At 42.5% G+C, this 22713-nt stretch carries 15 protein-coding genes; 14 read left to right on the forward strand and 1 reads right to left on the reverse strand.

The features are described 5' to 3' along the window. The first annotated feature begins 215 nt into the window (after positions 1-215). The 12 genes from MHH52_RS08940 (at position 216) to MHH52_RS08995 (ending at position 20936) form a co-directional block, all read left to right on the forward strand. Positions 216-2015, forward strand: coding sequence for a sensor histidine kinase (locus tag MHH52_RS08940; RefSeq protein WP_340008009.1), 1800 nt, complete (start codon positions 216-218; stop codon positions 2013-2015). Positions 2016-2253: 238 nt separating this feature from the next. Further along, complete coding sequence (locus MHH52_RS08945) at positions 2254-3429, forward strand: extracellular solute-binding protein (protein WP_340008011.1); 1176 nt, start codon at positions 2254-2256, stop codon at positions 3427-3429. A gap of 27 nt (positions 3430-3456) precedes the next feature. Further along, complete coding sequence (locus tag MHH52_RS08950) at positions 3457-5088, forward strand: helix-turn-helix domain-containing protein (protein WP_340008013.1); 1632 nt, start codon at positions 3457-3459, stop codon at positions 5086-5088. Positions 5089-5187: 99 nt separating this feature from the next. Beyond that, positions 5188-6201 carry an S-layer homology domain-containing protein gene (locus tag MHH52_RS08955; protein ID WP_340008015.1) on the forward strand — a complete coding sequence of 338 codons (1014 nt, stop codon included), beginning with the start codon at positions 5188-5190 and terminating at the stop codon, positions 6199-6201. Between the two features lie 142 nt (positions 6202-6343). Continuing rightward, complete coding sequence (locus MHH52_RS08960) at positions 6344-11500, forward strand: endo-alpha-N-acetylgalactosaminidase family protein (protein ID WP_340008017.1); 5157 nt, start codon at positions 6344-6346, stop codon at positions 11498-11500. 115 nt (positions 11501-11615) lie between these two features. Next, positions 11616-12335, forward strand: a complete 720-nt coding sequence (locus MHH52_RS08965; protein ID WP_340008018.1) for a cohesin domain-containing protein — start codon at positions 11616-11618, stop codon at positions 12333-12335. Between the two features lie 37 nt (positions 12336-12372). Beyond that, the gene (locus MHH52_RS08970) at positions 12373-16284 is read left to right on the forward strand and encodes a glycoside hydrolase N-terminal domain-containing protein (RefSeq protein ID WP_340008020.1); all 3912 of its coding nucleotides are present in this window, start codon (positions 12373-12375) and stop codon (positions 16282-16284) included. Positions 16285-16595: 311 nt separating this feature from the next. Beyond that, positions 16596-17966, forward strand: coding sequence for an extracellular solute-binding protein (locus MHH52_RS08975; protein ID WP_340008022.1), 1371 nt, complete (start codon positions 16596-16598; stop codon positions 17964-17966). A 77-nt stretch (positions 17967-18043) separates the two neighbouring features. Next, positions 18044-18940, forward strand: a complete 897-nt coding sequence (locus MHH52_RS08980) for a sugar ABC transporter permease (RefSeq protein ID WP_340008024.1) — start codon at positions 18044-18046, stop codon at positions 18938-18940. 13 nt (positions 18941-18953) lie between these two features. Further along, complete coding sequence (locus tag MHH52_RS08985; protein WP_340008026.1) at positions 18954-19820, forward strand: carbohydrate ABC transporter permease; 867 nt, start codon at positions 18954-18956, stop codon at positions 19818-19820. Between the two features lie 122 nt (positions 19821-19942). Then, complete coding sequence (locus MHH52_RS08990; RefSeq protein ID WP_340008028.1) at positions 19943-20284, forward strand: hypothetical protein; 342 nt, start codon at positions 19943-19945, stop codon at positions 20282-20284. Positions 20285-20303: 19 nt separating this feature from the next. Next, on the forward strand, positions 20304-20936 hold the full coding sequence (locus MHH52_RS08995; protein WP_340008030.1) for a cohesin domain-containing protein: 633 nt from the start codon (positions 20304-20306) through the stop codon (positions 20934-20936). 292 nt (positions 20937-21228) lie between these two features. Here the strand turns inward: MHH52_RS08995 and MHH52_RS09000 are convergent, their stop codons facing one another. Further along, a complete protein-coding gene (locus MHH52_RS09000) occupies positions 21229-21594 on the reverse strand; it encodes a VOC family protein (protein ID WP_313636764.1) in 366 nt (121 codons plus the stop codon). A gap of 176 nt (positions 21595-21770) precedes the next feature. Here MHH52_RS09000 and MHH52_RS09005 point away from each other — a divergent pair, with 176 nt between their 5' ends. Together MHH52_RS09005 and MHH52_RS09010 are read left to right on the forward strand one after the other, a co-directional pair. Continuing rightward, entirely contained in the window at positions 21771-21971 is a 201-nt protein-coding gene (locus MHH52_RS09005; RefSeq protein ID WP_340008032.1) for a hypothetical protein, read from the forward strand. A 97-nt stretch (positions 21972-22068) separates the two neighbouring features. Continuing rightward, on the forward strand, positions 22069-22647 hold the full coding sequence (locus MHH52_RS09010) for a TetR/AcrR family transcriptional regulator (protein WP_340008034.1): 579 nt from the start codon (positions 22069-22071) through the stop codon (positions 22645-22647). Positions 22648-22713: the final 66 nt, after the last annotated feature.

Here is a 22713-nt window from a genome sequence, read left to right on the forward strand (position 1 = left end):
CAGCTCTTTTTTTGTTTTGAATCAGCTCGTATGCGTTGTCGAAAACCGAGGAAAAACTCAAATTTATCGATTAAGGAAATGGTTGTGTGTAACATTCTAGGTACTTTTGTCACCATGCAGGAAGTAGAACGAATTTAAGGGAATATGTTTCTTCAATATTCATGGTGAGGTGGAAGTGAGCATTTATAAGTTATCTTTTAAAGGGGAGGGAACTTATGAGAAAAAACTGGCGGATGTCTAGTACATTAAGGCTTTTTTTTATACTTGTAGTCATTCTGCCGATCATCTTATTCTCCATCATTATTCTAAATATTTATAAGCGAGATATTCTTTCGCAAAATACATCAAGATCTCAGCAAACGGCTCAAGCGATCTCCTATTCCGTTAGTCAGGAAATTAGGAGGTTGACGGGTCTATTTGCTTCCATCGGTATGGACAGGGATGTGATGGCAAAGCTTTATGAAATTAATCGAAGGAATGGGGTTGAGAAACAGCAGGCTTACTATGAGCTAAAGGTCTTAATAGAGAAGTACACGGCATCCATCTCAGGACGTGTGTTGTCGGTGAACTTCCTTTTTAAAGACCATAATTCTTATTCGTACTTAAAGAACTTGAATTTAGATGATTCTTATTTTCGCCAGAAAACGTGGTATGAGCAGGTGCTGAATAATCCCGATAGCGTTCATTTTCTGGGAATGATGCCCAATATTTTATATGGTAACTACAATCCTTACAATATGGTTGCTGCCCTATCTCCAAGTGTAATCAATCCATTATCCCAGCTAGAAATGATTCTTTTTACATTTGAGAGCAGTGCCTTTGATCATATTTTGCAGTCACGTGATAATACGGAATCCACCTTATTTATCATCACAGAGGAAGGCCAGATTATCTCCTCCAATACCCTTGCCTCTAGAGGGGGGGGATTCCAAATGCATTGGTTCGCAAATCGTGGGCCGCAGGAAAAAGGGTACGTTGTAGATGTAAATGGTGAAGATAGAAATCTGATAACCTACGCCAAGATTGATCAGACTGGATGGTGGCTTGTACAGTCTATTCCATATGCTGATCTAACAGCCAATTACCTTAGTGTGAATTATATCGTTTGGGTGTTTGCATTGATGATCATCTTAGCGTTTATTCTTGTTTCATTTTACTTTGTATCTAATGTTACTAAACCGCTCAATGAGCTTCTTCGGCAAATGGATCTGGTTACTGAAGGTGATTTAAACGCTAAATTTATGAGAACCGGTAGCCTGGAGCTAATTAAGCTCGGGCATTCTTTTAATCACATGACAGAGCGTATTCAGGATCTGCTCTACCATCATGAAAGGCAAGAAGTGGAGAAACGGAAGGCGGAGTTTGCAGCACTTCAGTCGCAGATTAATCCACACTTTTTAATCAATACGCTCAATTCAATCAAGTTTATGGCTTTAATCAGTAAAGCAGATAACATACGGAATATGACACATGCGTTAACTCGTCTTCTAGCTTCTTCTTTTAATCGAGGTGGAATTCTGACTACGATTGATGAGGAAATTGATCATTTGAAGCATTATTTGTATATCATGGAGATTCGTTTTGGTAGACCGATCCAAACGAGATGGGAAGTAGATGAGGATTTAGCGGGTTATTATATATTGAAATTGCTATTACAACCTATTTTAGAAAACAGTATTATTCATGGACTGAAAAATGTTGACTATCCTGGTATCATCCAGATCATAGTGAGCAAACAAGCGGAAGATCTTCTTATAACCATAGCCGATAATGGTGTAGGCATGTTGGATATGGATTCTCAGGAATATGACAGCGATGGTATACGCCATCAGCATTCTTTCAGTGGTATGGGAAACAGTAACGTTAATAAGCGAATTCAGCTACATTACGGGACGCGTTACGGTTTAAAGTACGAGAAGAATAAACCTCAGGGAACGATAGTATCGATAAGACTACCATTGATCGACACACCAGAGGAAGAGATGCAGGATCAGTTGTTAGGGGAAGGAGGATGAAGCAAAATGCTGCGGAGGGTCATAAAAGATCATAGTCCAGAGAGAAAACATCATTCATGTGTGACTTCAGAGGAGGTATGATGGTATAAACTTTTTTCGAAGGCTGTGATTAGTAAACGTGAAAATAATACTCCGTGTGTCCTTAATAGGGATCATTTCTCTTATTTTTATAGGTGGCTTCTTCTCTTTAAGTAAGTTCAGTCCCAAAGGAGGGGCAATAGAGCAACAACAGGGAAGGGTGAATAAGGATCAACCGATTAAAATAAAATTTGGAATGTGGGAAGCGAAGACAGATATCAAATTTTGGACGGACAAGGTAAGAGACTACTCTAAAATTAAGCCTAATGTAACGGTTGAAGTAGAAACGATTCCCGATAATAGCGGACAGTATTTAAAGGTTCGTTTAGCTGCAAATGATTTACCGGATATTTTTTACCTGAAGCCAGATGACCTCATCACTTACAAAGCAGTACTTCTTCCACTGGATGGATTAGCCGCAGCAAAAAACAATAAATATCCCGCAAGATTAGATCATTCCATTCTTGGTTTACCTCTTGTATCATTCTCTGAATATGTTTATTACCACCCAAGTATATTTCAAGAGGTCGGCGTAGAGATTCCGCAAACGATGGATGAATTTATGAATGTGATGATGAAGATTAAAGCGCATGGTAAATATATTCCGATTGCGATTGGCGGGAAAGATAATTGGACGTTCTATCCTTTCACTGAGTTCGGGCCGCCTCTGTTATCCAAGGATGAGAATTATTTATCCTCAATCGCACAGACGAAACGTCCTTTCGGAAAAGGTTCTCCATTCGAGAAGGCAGCAGTGATGATCAAGAAAATAGCAGAGAATGAACTAGCAGGACCCGATGCGCTTAACATTGGTGTGGATCAGGCAACGCAGCTGTTTCAAAGTAATGAAGCGGCCATGCTTGCACTCGGCCAGTGGTACCTTAGAGATCATTTATCCAAAATGAAAGATGATAAAGATTTAGATGCATTCACATTGCCATGGAGAGAGACAACTTCAGAACGTTTGCAGGCAATCACTATGCCAGATCAATATATGGCCATCAATAAAAATTCTAAGAATACGGAAGAAGTTAAAGCATTCTTGGAATGGGTTTTTAGCCGGGACGTTTACCAAGTGTATATTAACTATTCGCAAAATTCATCGACAGTGATCAATATCGAATCGTTTCTGCCGTTCTTCAACAATGTTCAAGAGATTCACCCCTTTGAGCCGTATATGTACCTGGGGATCGATGAGAAGTTTGAAAAAGTAAAAAATGCTATTCAGTTCGATGAAAAGAAGGCTGCACAAGAAATATTCTCAGGTGCTGAGGTGTCCGATATTCAAGAGAAATTGAATGATGACTGGGAAAGAGCGGTTCAGGCTTTGAAGTAATCCTATAGATCAATTATGGAGGGATTTATGATGAAATTTAAAGCTCTCATTGTTGATGATGAACCATTAGCTAGGTTAGCCCTTCGGGAATATATATCCATTGCTTCGACTGATTTTGAGATTGCAGGGGAAGCAGGAGATGGTAACGAGGCATTAAGCATGCTGAAAATCCATCAGGATGTGGACCTAGTTCTGGCGGATATTCAAATGCCAAATATGAATGGAGTAGAGTTTCTCGAAGCACTGAATAACACTACTTTTTCGAACAAACCGCTAACCATCATGCTCAGCGCGTACGGAGATTATTCTTTTGTAAGAGATTCCTTTGTGCTCGGCGCCTTTGATTACATTGTTAAAGCCAAGTTAGATGAAACTTATATTGCACCGGTTCTGACTAAGACTGTGGATGAATTGAAGCGGCGGCAGAACTCCTCAAGGTCAGTATCAACCTTAGAGGACGTAGAAGCCTCGATCTGTTCTGTTCTGCACCGGCTCTGCCTAGCGGATTCCCTCGAATCGACGAATGATGAGGTAGCTTCTTCGTTGGAGCTTGTGCGAAAGCATATGGGGGAGAAGAATCTGGAGGTTGCGCTTCTTAGGCTATCGGATACCGTTCAGTTTGATGATTCACACCGTATGATTATGCAGACGATTCGAACGGTAACGAACCGCAGTAGAAATGAAGGGATTTGCAAAGTATGCAGATATGATGACAGGCATTATGTTTTGTTCTTCTCTTTTCCAGAGCAATGCAGCATCATAGCCATTCGTAGATTGACAGATATAATCTTGTCTGAAGTGAGCATGAGACTAAAGCAATTTATTAATTTGAAGCTATCTATGGGCATTAGTGATATTGTGGATGGTCATCAGCAGTGGAACCGATTATTCCGCCAAGCTGAACGATTAGCAGGTTTGAGTTTCTACCAGGGGTACAATCGATTATATTATCCGGAAGCTGAAAGGCGTCCATTGATTAAGGAAAGTGATTGGAAGGAAGCATGGTATTTGGCCAGAACCGAAATGCTGAAGTCATTAAGTGATCCAGATTTAACAAACTGGCAGGAGGTATATGATCACTGCTGTAACTTGTTGATTCAGCGATATCCTTGTTCATCTGAGCATATCAAATCAGATGTAGTCGATATGATCTGGGAGGCAAGCGCATTAATTTATCAAAAAGGCATTTCTTGGGAAAAGCTTCATGATAAGCTGCCTTATCCCATCACGGATCATATTTATAAGCAGGAAACATGGGAGAATACGGTGCATTGGTGCCGTCTGTTCTTGAATCATCTGCATCAAAAGCTGCATCCGAAAGACCAACCTAAGGAATTTTTCCTTAGCCCTGTTGTTGCTAAGACGAAAGAGCTATTAGAGAAAAACTTTAACGAAGATGTTCATTTATCGAATATTAGTCAGATTGTCGGTGTAAGCGAGAGCTACTTAAGTAAACAATTTTCCAAAGAAATAGGTGTTAATTTCATTCAATTTCTGACGAATCTACGAATCGAGAAAGCTAAAAAAGCGCTGGAGAGCGGAATGAAAATATATGAGGTATCGGAGCAAGTAGGGTATGTTAATCCAGAACATTTCAGTCGTATTTTTAAAAAAATCACAGGAATTAGCCCCTTAGCTTATCGCAGAGAGAAAGAATAACAAAAATAATCAATGTTGAACAAAATAAATCATGTGTATCCGATTTCAAAATCCATATGATAGGGGTAAGTTAAAATTCACAGGTGAAGGGATGTTCTTATGAGACGCAAACTATTCACATTCGCACTAATCTGTACGTTATGTTCTTCCATGTGGTTGAGTACAGTCCATGCTGAAAAAGTCTCTGACTTCGAGATGCAGACATCAACTACTGAATCTGCTAATTCTACGTTCACCGTTACACTAAAGGGTAAAGATATTCAAGACTTATACGCATATGAAGCTAAATTTAATTTTGATCCGAAAGTGCTTGAGATTGTAAAAGCAGAAACGAAGATCAAAGGCTTTTCTGTTTCTCCAATCGTTAAAGACAATGAAATTACAATAGCCCATACTAAGATCGGAAATGTGAATGGTGAAAAGGGTAACTTGGACATTGCCACGATTACCTTTAAAGCTAAAAGAGCCGGTACAACTGCAGTAAAATGGACCGCAATAAAAGTTCTTGATCGTAATCTGAAAGATCAGGAATTCACCCCGAATCAATCCTCAACATTCACCAAGATTTTCAGCGATATCGTCTCACATTGGGCGAAGCAAGATATCATGGAAATGGTCACTAAAGGAATTGTTGAAGGCATGGATGCCGACAGCTTTGCCCCGAATAATAACATCACTCGCGCACAATTCGCAGCTCTTATAGCTAGAGCATTAAATCTTACAGAAGGTTCTGGAAGTAATCCGTTTACGGATGTGAAATCAGGAGTTTGGTATGAAGATACGGTTAAGAAAGCTTATGCAGCCGGAATTATTAATGGTTTGTCCAAGACGAAATTTGCACCGGAAAAAAGCATTACCCGTGAAGAAATGACAACGATGCTGATGCGAGCGAAAGCATATGCTTCCAGCGTAAAGGTCGATAGTATGGCCTCAGATTCCACTACTATGTTTAACGATGATAGTAAAATAAGTCCGTGGGCTAAAGAGTCGGTGGGGTTTGCCTTGAAATCGGGATTAATGAAAGGTAGAACTCAGACTACATTTGCACCCAAAGAATCAGCCACAAGAGCGGAATCAGCCGTTGTTATCAAGCGATTGATAAATGCCAAGTAATACAAAAAAACATATAATGACGCACCTTCTTATGGAAGGAGGGCTCATTATGGCCTTCTGATGTTAAAAACATACAATTTAAGAAAAAATGTGTATTTATAATGTTATTCTACTTATATTTAAGTGAAAAGAGGTCGTAGAGATGAGAAAACGGTACAAAGCGTTTAGCTTGCTATTGACGTTGTTGCTAGGGGTACAGATTGGCTTGCCAACGGCAGCCGTATTCGCGGCTCAAGACTCGGACGTGTATTTCAGGGATTACAATGATGGCAACATCAGAGGATGGACTCCAGCTAAGGGGATAACTACTTTTTCGGCGGATCAAGGTGCTGTTAAGGCGGTGACACAAGGGGTTGTTATTTTAGCAGATCAAGATGCACCTCAGGTTGCTAACGCTGAATATGAGGTGAAGTTAAAATTTAGTCAACCTGCCACACGATTTGGACTGGTCTACCGATTCGTCGATAGTAATAACTACAATGTTATTCAATATGATGCGGGCTCTTGGGGCTGGGATGCAATGAAAGATGGGACGGAATCGTATGGTAATATTGCTGCTCCTAGTTTTACCTTTGCTGCCGACCAACAGTATACCCTTAAATTGCGATATGAGAAAGGTAGCGTAAATTTATCGATCGATGGCAATAACGTGCTTACGACGAGTCTGCCCTCTTTATCGACAAGTGCAGGGAAGATTGGACTTCGCAGCTGGTTTAATAACAAGACCCTATGGATTGACGATGTGAAGGTAACTCCAATTGTATCCACTGATCCTGTACCAAGGCCGATTACGATTACAGAAACACTAAGCTCGGATACGATGAAGGTTGTGATCGATAAGGAATTCCCACGGGTTAAACAATACACATGGTTAGACAGCGGCGCGGAAATGTATGGACAGTTGAATGGGTTTAATGAAATAAAAATTAACGAAAAGACCTATTTCCTTGTCGCTTCTGATTTTAGTAAGAAAGCAGCCGATGCTACCCATGGTGAGACTGCAGCTTACACGCTTCAAATTCCAGAAATTAAAGTGAACCTCAAAGTTGAAATGGAAGTCCAGGATAACATTCTTCAGTTCAAGGTGGCCAGCATCGAAGAGAATGGTACTGAAAAAGTGAAGATGATCGAATTTCCTGATCATGACCTTGTCTCTGTAATTGGAACCCAGCCTACAGCACAGGAAACGGCTGTCCGGATAACTGGAGGCTGGAACATTGTACAGGACGAATTTAACGACCTTAAGACGGTAGTAGCAGACGTGAGTGGGGGGCGTGCATATGCATTCGTTAACTCCGACGTCTTAGCTGCGAGTGTAATCACTAATGTAGTAAATGGTTTTGATAAGGTACGTATTAAGGTAGGCGATGATACAGTGCTCCATACGAAGAAAGCAACTTTATCGGGAGGGTCATGGGTTTATCGTGGAAGTACTGTGCTTGATCCCGAGCCACTGCCTTGGGCTAAGGTTGTACTGACTCCAGATGCGAATGGAGACAACGTTGTTGACTGGCAAGATGGGGCCATTGTTTATCGTCAGAATACGGATGCTCCAACCGGCAGTGAAATGATCCGAGACAATATCTCCTATATCAGCATGAACATTGGATCTACTACAACTTCACCGTTCTTGCGTGCTTTTGATAATGCGAAGAAAATCTCTAATCTTACGGATGGCTTTGGACAGCTGATTCTATTTAAAGGATACCAAGCGGAAGGACATGATGACTCTCACCCTGATTACGGTGGTCATATTGGTATTCGTCAGGGTGGAGAGAAGGATTTCAATTATATTTTGAGTGAAGGAAAGAAATACAATATCCGCGGCGGTGTTCATATTAACGCAACGGAATACGCGCTAGATGCTTTCGGAACCAAAATGGAAAATATGAATCAGCCATTGAGTAAAGGTTGGGGCTGGCTGGATCAGACATTCTATGTAAACAAAACTAAAGATGTGGAATCGGGTGAATTAAAAAGACGTCTGGATATGCTGAAAAGCGATACAGGCGACAACCTTTCCTTTGTGTATGTAGATGTATATGACGGAGCCGATTACAATGCGAAGAAACTCGCAGATTATATCAACGGTAACGGTTGGATGCTCGGTACAGAATTTGCAGGACCTCTGTTTGAGCAGGCCTCTTGGGTTCACTGGGGAACGGATCCAGGGTACCCTAACCAAGGTGACGATAGCAAGGTTACCCGTTTCCTACGGAATCAATCGCTGGATGGCTTCTTAACAACCCCTTTATTGAAAGGGAATAAGCAGGTAGGCGTGGGTTACTGGCAGAACAGTGCTCCATTCTACAGCTACCAATCAACAAGTGCGGCATTCTTCAATCACAATCTACCAACAAAATATATGCAGCATTTCCCGATCATCAAGATGACCGATAACCGCATCGACTTTGAAGAGCATGTTGTAGTTGAACGTAAGCAGGACGGTAAGATCCATTTAAGCAAGGATGGTCGTGAAATCGCTATCATGACAGATAGCAGCAACATCAGTGACAGTACGGTCTTTATTCCATGGAGTCCTGAGACAGAAGATAAAATCTATCACTGGAATCCAGCAGGTGGCCAAACGACTTGGAGTCTTCCAGAATCATGGAGTGACGTAACGACTGCACAGTTATATAAGTTGACAGATTTGGGACGTGAGCGTGTAGGCAGTGTAGAAGTAACTGGAGGTAAAGTCACACTTACAGCGCAGCCGGGGATTGGATATGCCCTGTATAAGACAACTGCTGCTGAAGAGCCGGAAATGGTATGGGGCGAAGGGAGTTCAGTTAAGGACCCGGGTTTTGACAGCCAAACGTTCGGCAACTGGAAGAAATCCTCCACAGCTGCAAGCGATGATCACATCAAATTCGTGAAGAACAGTAACGCCGATGACCAGCTTCAAGTGAAGGGGCCTGGTGATGCAGTAATTCAGCAGGAGATTACCGGACTTACACCTGGCAAGACGTATTCTGCATCGGTATGGGTGAAAGTGGATGGGAAACGCACCGTGGAAATCGGTGTGAAGCAAGGGGCTGACAAGGTTGTCAATACGCTGGATAACACGGAGCATGGCTTTTTAGCCCAGCAACACAAATATGTGAGCATGAATTTCCAACGGATTAAGGTTACTTTTGATGCGGCTAGTGAGACAGCCAATCTCTATTTGAATGTAGAAGATGGAAGTTCGACTGTAACGTTTGACGATGTAAGAGTATGGGAGAATCCAACCAAAACAGACGTTGGAAATTCTGTATTGTTCGAGGATTTCGAGAATGTTGATGAGGGATGGGGTCCCTTCGTTTATTCTAAAATAGGTCCAGTTCGTACTCATTTAGTTGAAAAAGGCGACAATCAGATCATGACTTATGTTCTGGATGGTAATTGGTCGCTTAAAACGAATGAAGATGCAACAGGTGAATGGCTACGTACATTGCCTCACACGCTCCGTATGAAGGAGGATAACCGTTACCAACTGACGATGGACTACAATTCGGATGAGACGGATATGTACTCAGTGGCTATTCGAGTGAAGGAGAATGGGGTAGTTCGTGATCTAGTTAGTGAGAATTTGAAAGAAGGACGCAATACGCTGGATCTGTCTTTTACAACCGAAGGGGTGAAAGATGCCTATCTGGCCATTATCAAAAACAAGCTGAACAATCAGAAGGAATTAACCGGTACGCTCGTGGTTGATGACATTCGCGTCGATGATGAGGGTGCAATCGTTCCAGAGGAAGGTGTACTTGTTTCGACTATTACGTTAACGCCAAACAAGATGGATCTGAACAAAGGACAGTCAAGCGCCGTTAGCGCTCAGGTTAAACCAGCAAATGCTTATGACCGGACACTTCTCTGGACTTCTGACCACCCGGAAATTGTATCGGTGGATCAGACCGGAAAAGTTACTGCACTTCAAGCCGGTACGGCGGTCATTACTGCTACCGCGAAGGATGCAAGTAAAAAAAGTGCAACAGCGACGATTCATGTGTATATGCCTAACACACAAATCCCACAATCGCAGATGACTGCAACGGCAAGTAGCTTCCAGCCTGGAGATGAAGCAAGTTATGCACTCGATGGAGATCTGTCTACAATTTGGCATACGAAATGGAGCCCGGCACACTTACCGGAATCTATCACTTTGGACCTCGGAGGCAAATATAACATTAATCAATTTAATTATTCACCTAGAGTATCTGGAACCAATGGAACGATTACAGGCTATAACCTGTACACGAGTGTTGACGGAACGAATTTCACAACCATCGCGAACGGATCATGGACGCTCGATCAGAACACAAAGATTGTTCGTTTCACAGCAGTAGAAGCAACATATCTGAGACTTGAAGTTGTGGAAGGCGTGGGTAACTTTGCATCTGCTGCAGAACTGAATGTGTTCAAGACGGAGGATGAGTCAGAAGTAGTAAAAGTTACAGGCGTCGCCATGGACAAAGAACAGCTAGAGATTAAAGTAGGCAGTTCGGGGGAATTGAAGGCTGTGATACAACCAGAGAATGCTTCGAATAAAAAAGTACTCTGGAGCAGCAGTGATGAAGCTGTAGCAACCGTTGAAGAGCAAGACGGTCATGCTCTTGTTAAAGGCTTGAAGGTAGGCGAAACAATAATTATGGCAACAACGGTGGATGGGGGCTTCTCTGCGACCAGTCGGATTATCGTGACAGAAACAGACGGCGAGTTGAAATCTGCCTCCACTTTAATAGCGCCAAGTCAAGTTCAACCAGGAGAAGTGTTCAAAGTTCAATATGGACTCCGGAATCTGTCTGATAAGATATTTGCGCAGGACCTCGCCTTAGAGTATGCCGCGGATGTTATGGATTTCGTTGATGCGCGTTCGTTAATTAGTGGGGTAAGTGTTATCGATTCAATTAACAGCACGCCAGGGAAACTTCGCTTTATTGTAGCAAGTGAGGGTGCGACCAATGGAATTAGTAACAGTGCAGATGTACTCGAGTTAACCTTTAAAGCGAAGGAAGTTAACCAAACGGTGAATGGTGCAATTGCCGTTAAGAGTGCAATCATTTCAGATGATCAGGGTAAGGAAATTTCGGCATCTATCTCTTCCGTAAATGTAGAGATTGGTGAGAAAGGAACGCAAGGCGACATCAATGGTGACGGTAAAATAACGATCGGTGATCTGGCGATGGTAGCAGCGCAGTATGGCAAAACTACATCAAGCCCAGATTGGGAGAAAGCGAAGAAAGCAGATATTAACGGTGATGGCAAAGTCGGATTGGAAGATCTGGTTATTGTAGCCCGCAAAATTGTAGAGTAATCAAGGTCAAGGCCAGGTACATGTGTGAGTAACTAAACATAATGTACCTGGTCTTTTTAAACAGCTGAGGTCTTTCAAGAGGAGCTTAATCTTACATTGAAGGAGTGAGAAGGATTTGAGAGGTAATCGATTGTACAAAAAGGCAGTTATGGTGACCATTATGGCCGTGATTTTAAGCTGGGTATCCATTGTGAATCCGTCAGTGAACGCAGATGCATCTGATCCTACGCCTTCAGCAACTTTAGTAGGGAGTAAAGGGGTAGTTACGCCAGGTGAGTCTTTTACAGTGAAATACGGGGTCACTAGTGTCACAAGTAATGTGTACGCACAGGACATTACATTTGAATTTGATCCAGCGGTCATGGAATATGTTCCAGATTCAATCCGCTCTCTGCAGGAAGGCGTAATTATTATCAACGAACCAGCTACAAGCATCCCTGGGAAGCTCCGGGTTCTCTTGGTAAGTTTGGGTACTCAATATCCGATTACCAGTGATGCTGATATCGTAGAGCTTGGTTTCAAAGCAGCAGATCTAACACAAGATACAGACGGGGTTATCCGGCTTACTCAAGCGATAATAAGCAACGATAAAGGCGAAGAATCCGGAATCAACCCGGCATCCTTAACGATTCAGATAACAATAAATACGGGATTACCTGAAGACGTGAATGGCGATGGCAAGATAAGCATTGGTGACCTTGGAATTGCAGCCTCCCACTATGGCAAAGATTCAACAAGTCCAGATTGGAATAAAGCGAAAATTGCGGATCTGAATAAGGATGGGAAAATTGACATATCTGATCTTGCGGCCATTGCAACGAAATTAGTGGAGTAGATAATCATTGGTTGTCATTATGAGAGGGGATCGACAAATGCAAATCGGTAAAAGCAGATTAGTCAAAAGGACGGCAGTTCTACTATCTGTATGGATTGCTTGCTCACAGCTACTTAGCAGTATACTTCCGGCTAATGGGGTCCTAGGTCCAAAAGTGTATGCAGATGTACAGCCGGTAGCTGAGACTGCGGCTGCGGCAGATCAGGATTTGTCATTATGGTATCGTGCGCCGGCAACCAACTGGGAGACTCAGGCTCTGCCGATCGGAAACGGTCACATGGGCGGGATGGTATTTGGTGGTATTGAGCAGGAGCGGATTCAGTTTAATGAAAAGACGTTATGGAGCGGTGGGCCTGGAGCAGATCCGAATTACCAATATGGTATTAAAGACGGTGCGGAGCAACATGTTGAGACCATAAGACAGCTTCTAAAAGAAGGAAAGATTAATGAAGCCAAGGCTCTTGTAGGGAACATTACTGGGGTTATGGGAGCTGGTGATAGTTCTTTCGGAGCGTATCAAGCATTTGGAAACGTGTTCCTAGATTTTAATCGTCAGTCAGCCTATACCGTAACGGCGAGCTCGGATAACCCACAATACGGCGAGCCTATTTCCAATTTAACCGATGGTTCGGTAGAAACGAAATGGTATTCAGGTGATGGAGCACCACCTTTTTGGGTGCAATGGGCATATGAAGAAGCTAAAGTAATTACCGGCTATTCATTCACTTCAGGAAATGATGTGCACGACCGGGATCCGAAGAACTGGACGCTGAAAGGCTCGAATGACGGGCAGCAGTGGACCCAACTAGATAACAGATCCAATGAAGAGTTTGCGAGCTACAAGCTGAAGAAATCATATACCTTTTCCAATGCTAAAGCTTATAAATTTTATAAATTCGATCTTGTAAGTAAAGGCGGAACGAAAATTCAGTTATCCGAGATGGAGATGACAAGCGCATCGGGTAACAGTGGTGCTCAGACGTACTCTGATTATCGGCGTGAGTTGAATCTTAATGACTCGATGGCAAGAGTGTCCTACACTTCGAAAAAAGTGAAATACAAGCGGGAATATTTCATCAGTTACCCGGATAAGGTCATGGTGATGAGACTGACTACGGAAGAGAATCAGCCGATGACCTTTGATGTTCGCCTTACCGGTGCTCAGCCGTCCAATACGGTGAAGGGTGAAGGAAATAAACTAACGCTAAGCGGGAAGGTACCCAGTAATAAGATGGCATACGAAGCTCAGCTTCAAGTGCAGCATGAAGGAGGAACTGTAACAGCGAAGGATGGAAAACTTACGGTGAACGGGGCGAGTGCCGTCACGATCCTGATGACGGCTGCAACAGATTATGCCAATAATTATCCAACGTATAAGAGTGACAAGACGCCAAAAGATGTTGTAGAAGCCAATTTAAATGCAGCATCCGCTAAATCATTCAATCAGTTGCGTGCATCTCATTTGGCAGATTACAAGGAACTGTTCGATAGAGTTTCACTTGATCTTGGTGGGGTTGCTGCAAATCTCCCTACGAATGAGCTTTTGAATGGTTATAAAACGAATGCTAGCGACGGAGAGAAAAGAAGCTTGGAGGCATTATTTTTCCAATATGGTCGTTATTTGCTTATCGCATCCTCCCGGGAAGGCTCACTGCCTGCAAACCTACAAGGGGTATGGAACCAAGTCAATACTCCACCATGGAACAGTGACTATCACACGAATATCAATGTGCAGATGAATTACTGGCCTTCCGAAGTTGTTAACTTAGCGGAAACCGACATTCCGTACATTGATTACATCGATTCTCTGCGCGAGCCGGGTAGAGAAACAGCTCAAAGACATCATGGAATCGAAGGGGAAGGTTGGGCGATTCATACCGTCAACAATCCATTTGGTTATACAGCACCAGGCTCTGACTTCTATTGGGGCTGGTCACCGGCTGCCAACGCATTCATGGTGCAGCAGGTGTGGGATCATTATGCGTTTAGTGGAGATGAGGGTCTGTTAAGAGACCAAGTGTACGACATTATCAAGGAAACAACACAATTTTGGGTTAAATACTTGGTGGAAGATTCGGACGGAAGTCTAGTGTCATCTCCTTCCTACTCTCCAGAGCAAGGAGATATATCCATCGGTGTCTCGTATGATCAGGAATTAATCTGGGAATTGTTCACACAGTTCATAAAGGCTAGTGAAATCTTGGGTGTGGATGAACAGCTGCGGAACGAGGTTATGGAGAAGCGAAGCAAGCTCTGGATGCCGCAAGTCGGAAGCTGGGGACAGGTGCAGGAGTGGAAGAATGATATCGATAGTCCTACAGATCAGCACCGCCATATCTCGCATCTGATCGGCTTGTATCCAGGAACACTTATTAATGAAGTGGATAATCCTGATTTGTTTGCAGCAGCAAGAGTAACATTGAATTCTCGCGGTGACGGCGGAACAGGATGGAGTAAAGCAAATAAGATCAATTTATGGGCACGTCTGCTAGATGGTAACCGTGCACACAAACTGTTAGGTGAGCAGCTTAGAGGCAGCACGCTCGACAATTTGTTTGATACACATCCACCGTTCCAAATCGACGGTAACTTCGGAGCAACCTCCGGAATTGCGGAAATGCTTCTGCAAAGCCATGCTGGAAGTATAGATTTACTAGCTGCTTTACCTGATGCATGGTCTACCGGAAACGTCAAAGGGCTTGTGGCAAGAGGTGGATTTGAAGTGGATATGCGCTGGGAAGGCACGATTCTGAAAGAAGCGGTACTCACTTCCAAGCAAGGAAATAAGGCCTCGGTTAAATATCCTGGATTTGTACAATCCAATAAATTCAAGGTCGTCCGTGTTGGAAGCGGGGAATCCATCAAATTCACGGCGAATGGGAATTTGATTGAATTCCCAACGGTAAAAGGACAGCAATATAAAATTGTATCTAGTGTAAAACCACCTGTGCTACCAATAAAAGTAGATGATAAAGATCCATCGATTGTATACACCGGAACGTGGAATCCTTACAGTGACGCAGGCGATTATAAAGGCACCGAAAGCTATAGTAATCAGCAAGGGGCTTCAGCGTCGTTCACGTTTACAGGAACATCGATTAAATTTATCAGTGCTTTGCAGGCAAACCACGGACATTTCGATGTGTATCTCGATGGGGCGCTAGCCGCTGAAGGTGTTGATGGATATGGTCCATCGACGATGAAACAGCAGGTATTGTTCCAACAATCCGATCTATCCAAAGGGGAACATACGATTAAGATTGTCGTGAAAGGAACGAAGAACAATGCCTCTTCGAATACCATTGCGATGATTGATGCTTTCGAATATGTACCTGTCGAATTGGATGAACCTACTGCAGTAACTTTAAGTGGACCTAAATCGATAAATCAAGGCCAGACCTTTACTGTAGATATGGGAGTTAGCAATGTAACAGATGCGACCTATGCGCAAGATATTCGATTAAAGTACGACGAGAATCTCCTGGAGTACATCACAGCCGAATCTGTGAACGATGGGGTTCAGGTGTTGGAATCAATGAATGATCCGATCGGAACCATTCGTCTAATCACGGCTAGTACGGAGGCTGGTATAACGGGTGATGCCAAGGTGCTTGAACTAAGCTTTAAAGCAAAGTCAGTGACGAAGTCTGAGTTAGCGAGCATAAAGGTAAGCAGTGCTATATTTGGTGACGAGAATGGACTGGAGACTGAAGCCGATCTCTCAAACATTGAGGTCGAGATTAAGGCAGATGAACAGCCACCGGTAAAATCCGGAGACTTGAATGATGATGGTAAAGTGAGTATCGGTGATTTGGCGATTGCAGCTTCGCACTATGGTAAAGATCAGAACAGTGTAGATTGGCAGACGGCTAAGCGTGCAGATCTTAACAATGACGGAAAGATCGACATTATGGATTTAGCGGCAATCGCTCAAAAAATACTGAATTGAAAGATGGATGCCTGAGTTTATACTCAGGTGTCCTTTTTTTTCTAAAAATATAAGAATGTATAAGTTTCACGCTATACATTATCCTTATATTTCTCGCATTAACGCTTACCATCCTTATAAGGACGCCGAAGGCGTTAATGCTTGTAAAAAAAGGTTCTACAGGACAAAAAGTATCAACTCTACATCAAAAGAGATCATGTGGTTACGTTTTTATGGCCTATATAATGGAAAAGTATTAATAGAATCACAGTCAGAATTGTGAAATCGAGAGCCTAAAGAAGTCGAGCAAGTTTATTCGGGGGGGATAGCTAATGAAAAGCAAGGGTAAAAAGAAAGCGGGATTAAGTCTAGTTATGATGTCCATTGTATTGTCTCTGGCAGGGTGTGGTGGAGGAACAAATGGTGCGGAAGCTCCTGCTCCTGAGAAGACTGCTTCGACGCAGAATGAGCCGGTGAAGACAGACGATCCCAAGCCCGAAGAGCCGAAAGTAGCGGGAGACCTCGAAATCCAATATTTTGTCGGTGGTTATGGGGATGGTTGGTGGAAAGAAGTGATTGGTGAATTCAAGAAGAAGTATCCGGATGTCAACATTAAAGAATCCGCAGGTTCTCAGATTAACGAGCAAATGAAGCCTCGCTGGATCCAAGGTAATCCACCAGATGTCGTATATATCGACGGAGCAGGATCGAACGAAACGCAAATGGTACTCGATGACCAATTGATGGATATTACAGATTGGGTTAAAGATGCGAAAAATGTGGACGGCGAACCGCTTACGAGCAATTTGATTGCACCTCCACAAGACTACAGTGGCAAAAACTATACGATTCCACTCGTATTCGGATCATGGGGAACCTTCTATGATGAAACCCTTTTTACTGAAAAGGGGTGGGATATTCCAAAAGATTGGGATAGTTTCCTTGCCACTAGTGAAAAAATCAAAGCAGATGGCGTTTATCCTTACATCCATACCGGCAAATACCCATATTACATCGTGGGAGGTCTCTTAAATACAGGTTTTGTATCTGAGAATGGAGACAATCCGCAAATCTTAAAGGATCAAGAAGCAGCTAAAGAAGGTTCTTTCAAAAATGATGCTGTAGCGAATACCTTGAAAAAGATCGTTGATATGAGGGGAAAAGGTTATTTCGATAACGCATCGTTCGGTATGAGTCATACGGACTCCCAAATGCTCTTCTTGCAGCATAAAGATGCAATGATTCCTAACGGCTTGTGGTTGGAAAATGAAATGAAAAAAGATGTACCAGAAGGCTTCAAATTTGGATTCATTCCTTCCGTTATGCAGAAGCCGGGCGGTAAATTTGTGGCTATTCCTTACACTAGTAATATTGCAATTGCAAAGAAGGCTAAAAATCCAGATGCAGCAAAAGCATTTATTGAATTTATCTTTACAAAACAAGCCGCAGTTCGTTGGGCTGAGCTAACAGGCGCTTTGATGAACGTCAAGGCAGATCTGGAATCTTCAGGCGCAAGTGATGTTGTTAAAACAGCAATGAAATATTTCAACGGAAGTGACACGATCGTTGCTCCTGTATTTAAATTGGCCGCGGACATTGAGCAGGCAGAGAATGATGCAACCATTGCATTACTGCAAGGTTCCATTACACCAGAAGAATGGATGGACCGTATGGAGAAGGCGGCAGCCAAAATCCGGAAGTAAGTTCCTTTCTAAGCAATCAGAGGACATAGGTGCCTCTGATTGTTCTTTCAAATTTAAGGGGAGGATGGCTTACGCCCATGAAGAACAATAAATTGTGGAAACGTAATTTGTTTATTGCGAGTTTCTTGCTGCCTACGTTTGCTATCTTTTGTTTATTCACTATTTATCCGCTGTTTCGAGGCTTGTACCTAAGCTTCTTTGATTGGTCAGGCGGTTCCGAATCGATGAATTTTATCGGCATTGATAATTATAGACAATTATTCTCGGATGAGATCATACCAAAGGCCATTTCGAATGATTATTTCTTGATTTTTTGGAAGGTCATCTTAATTATGTTGCTTGCAACGTTTTTCGCAGTATCATTGACCCGTCTTAAATTGAAAGAATACGGTTTTTACCGAGTGGTGTTTTTCTTTCCGAATATCATTTCCGTAGCCGTTATCGGTGTATTGTGGAGTTTTATATACAATCCCCGTCTTGGATTCTTGAATGCGTTCATCTCGTTATTTACAGGAAAACCTGTGGAAACGAACTGGTTAGGTGACTCAAACCTCGCAATGTGGTCACTTCTTCCTCCTAGTGTATGGGCCGGAATCGGATTCTATATGCTGCTCATCATCGCTTCTATTCTAGGTATTCCTTCCTCGCTATATGAAGCAGCCAGTATTGATGGTGCGGGGCAATGGGAGCAGTTCACTCGAATTACTTTACCGCTGATCTGGGAGCAATTCAAAACCTCTATCATTCACATCGTAATCACAACACTGAATGGTTCCTTTATTATCGTTAAGCTGATGACGGATGGTGGCCCGGATAATCAGACACAAGTTCTCGGTTATTATTTGTATCAGATGGGCTTCAAGCAGTTCCATTTAAGCTACGGGGCAACCATCGGGGTGCTGATATTACTGTTGTCTTTAATCACAACTTTAATTTTGCAACGTATTCTTCACCGGGAGTCCATTGAAATGTAAGGAGGAAAATACTTTGAACGATAGTCCCACCAAAAAACCACTTCTGCTGATATCAAAAATTGCAGTTCGATTTTTCCTCATCTTGTGGAGCTTGGTTGTCTTATATCCGGTTCTTTGGACATTCCTGACTTCCTTAAAGGATAATCAGCAGGTTATGCTCGGGAAACCATGGGATTTTCCATCTATTTTTCGTTTTGAAAACTATACAAATGTGTGGAGCAGAGCAAACTTTGGTGATTACTTTTTTAACTCCATTATAGTAACCGTGGCAAGTACACTGTTATCGCTTATTATGGCTGCTACAACAGCATATATATTAGCTCGTTTTACATTTAAATCTAGAGGCCTGTTTTATTTTGTATACGTTGCTTCGATGATGATTCCAACAACACTCGGATTGATACCGTTGTTCTTTCTTCTCGGAGATATGAATTTGTCCAACTCCCTAGTAGGGCTCACGCTTGTTTATTCCGTCGGAACGATTGGCATCCTTCCATTCGGTATCTTCTTTCTGGTTGGATTTTTCAAGGCACTTCCCCGTGAGCTTGAAGAAGCCGCAACAATTGATGGATCTTCACTATACGGCGTTTTCTTCAAGATCATGTTGCCATTATCGAAGCCCGGTTTAATCACGGTAGGAATCATGAATGCTTTAACGGTGTGGAATGAGTACATCATGGCCACGGTATTGATCAACGATCCAGAGAAATACACTATTCCTGTAGGAATAGCCATTATGCAAGGGGAAATGCAGTACAGAACGGAATGGGGGCCATTGTTTGCAGGGCTTTCCATTTCTATGATCCCTGTCATTGTGATGTATGTGTTGTATCAACGTCAAATTACTGGTGGGTTAACAGCAGGTGCGTTGAAAGGTTAATTGCTGGTATTTAAAATTATAAGAAAGTATAAGTTTCACGATATACTTTATCCTTATAATTCTCGCATAAACGCTTACCGTCCTCAAATGGACGCCTAAGGCGTTTTAGCTTGTGATAGGAGGTGTTAAGGAAATGCCGAAGAAGATTCTCAGCATCTTCAACAGAAACTCATGATGCTTGGCTTGCGCTCAATGAAATTTTGATCAATGAAGGGATTGAAAGACCGGGAACTGCCAATCCGGCTATTCAGGCTGAACCTGCTGGAAATATAGGGAATGAAGCATCTCTGTCTGTTGACCGAAAGCTATCAACCTTCTATATGCCGGGTGCTGGGAACACGGGGTCCTTAAATTACAAGTTGTCAAAGGACACGAAGGTAAAAGAAGTAATTGTTTTGCGAAATCCAGCGGATCATTCAAATGAGCAGTGTCCGTGCAGGATGAGAGTGGGTGGCATAAGGTAGGTAATCTGTCTTCATCTTAATGAATGGTGAGGTTGATCCACCAGGTAAGATGAGTTCTATTCTGTCTGGGGTAGACTCTGTAGCTGGAGGTAGAGGTTTTCAACTGGTTTTTGGGGTGAAGAGTGTAACAGATGCTGTGTATGCGATGGATGTAACCATGAACTATGATCCTAAGCTGTTGGAATTCAAATCGGCTACTTCCTTACGCAATGGTATTCAGGTGCTTGAAACCGCTAATAGCACGCCAGGAAAACTGCGACTGCTGGTGGTCAGTGAAGGTGCGGACAACGCTGTGACTGGTAACATGCAGTTGTTATCCTTGGATTTCGGTGCTAAGACAGTAATGGAGGCTACAGAGAGTACGATTCAGATTGAAAAAGTCATCGTAGCAGATGCTGAAGGCAAGGAGAGCGAAACCGTTACGTCGAGCCATAAGATCAAGATAACTGCTGAGGATCCTGAGCCTGGTATTACTGGTGACATCAATAAAGATGGCAAAGTGTCCATCGGTGACTTGGCGATTGTCGCTGCTAATTATGGCAAAGATACCAGCAGTCCAGATTGGACTGAGGCCAAACGTGCCGATATCAATAAAGATGGTGTGATTGATTTGAAAGACTTTGCGCTAGTAGCTCGTAAGATAACAGAATGAGCCAAACACTCGATAAGGCGAAAAAAAACTGTAAAAGTACATTTTTCTAGAATTGAAAGGTTGCTAAAGCACTAATTCCTGCAAATCTGCAGTTATTTTTGCTCTAGAAGTAGCATTCAACCCATAAGCATGGAAATGCCTGCACATTTGCAGGCTTTCTATGATTTGGTGAGCAACGAGCGTCAACATACATCATAATCGAAAAAAAGGAGTGTCACAGTTCAATCATGGCTTTTGGGACACTTCCTTTTTTTGCTTGATTACAAGTATTGTTAACTTAAAAAGCGACGGCCTAGCTGTGCTCTGCTAACTGTACCTCGAAGCCGTCCGGGTCCAGTACATAAAAGAACCGCAGATGGGGATTTGGCATGATCGGTCCCCGCGCAACGGGGATGCCTTGGCTTTTCAAATGCACTATGGCATCGTCGAGAGACGCCACTTCGAAACCAACGGAAACGCCGCATTCCGGCTTCAGAGCCGGGTCGCTTCCCTGAATAAGCTCGATTTTGGGCTGACCCACCGTGCCTAACATGACAATTTGTTTTCCTCTACTCTCAAATCTGCGGTCAATGGGAAGCCCCAAAATCCTGTTATAAAAATCAAGGGAAGCCTCTAGATCGCGCACCCTGAGTGTAATCCAATTCATGCTCAATTTCATGATTGTAATGTCCTCCTCTTTATATTTCTACGACAACGTCGTTTCTTCTTAATTATACGCTATCTTGCTTTGAAACTGCTGGCTTTGAGATTTCTCCAAAACTATGGATACCCTCTCTTTAATTTACTTAAAGTTCGTAATATTAAAACTAATTGACTCCGGCTTATAAGGTTGCAGTGAAAGAATATATTTTGTATGCGAGCAAGAAGAATGAGACGGATGCTATAGAACCGCTGAAACTCGACCTGTACGAGCCGTCTGGTGACAATAACAAGAAGAGACCTGTATTTATTTTCATTCATGGTGGAGGTTATACAGTAGGAGTAGGGGGGAATATGACGCAGCGGACTTTTCTACGGGATTGGCGAAGCGAATGAACGAAAAGATAACAAATAAGTTTTGCGTTGACGCATCCAACTTTTGACATTATGATATGAATGAAAAAATAATTATTCATTCATGGAGATGCGGAAAGTGGAAGATAAAAAAACAAAGATTTATGATTGTGGGAAAGAGTTGTTTAGCAATAAAGGCTTTAAGGATACGAATGTCTCGGTCATTACAAAAAAAGCTGGAATAGCCATTGGAACCTTTTACAACTATTATCCTTCAAAGGAAAAGCTTTTTATGGATATCTTTCTTGAAGAAAATGCGAAGCTCAAAAAAAACTGTATGCAATCCCTCGACATGACCCAAAGTCCATTGATAGTAGTTCGGCAGATGATGGCACTCAATGTGGAAGGCATAATCGCCAACCCCATTCTAAAGGAATGGTATAACAAAAGTGTTTTTGGGAAAATCGAACAGCTTTATCGGGAAGAAACCGGCATTGAGGTGACGGATTTCTTATATGACAGCTTCCATGAAATTGTGCAGCAGTGGCAAACCGAAGGCAAAATGCGAAGCGATATGGATAGTAAAATGATTATGATGGTGTTCGCCGCCATGATCAATGTGGACACCCACAAGGAAGAAATTGGAGTGGAGTTCTTTCCACAACTGCTGGACAATATGATGGAACTAATCATGAAGGGTCTGACAGACTGCCCCTAAAAGAACTAATGAGGCAGTTTTTTTTACATTTAAAATGAATGAATATAAAAATGTTCATTCAAAAGA

It is taken from the genome of Paenibacillus sp. FSL K6-0276 (assembly GCF_037977235.1).
Lineage (GTDB): Bacteria > Bacillota > Bacilli > Paenibacillales > Paenibacillaceae > Paenibacillus_AQ.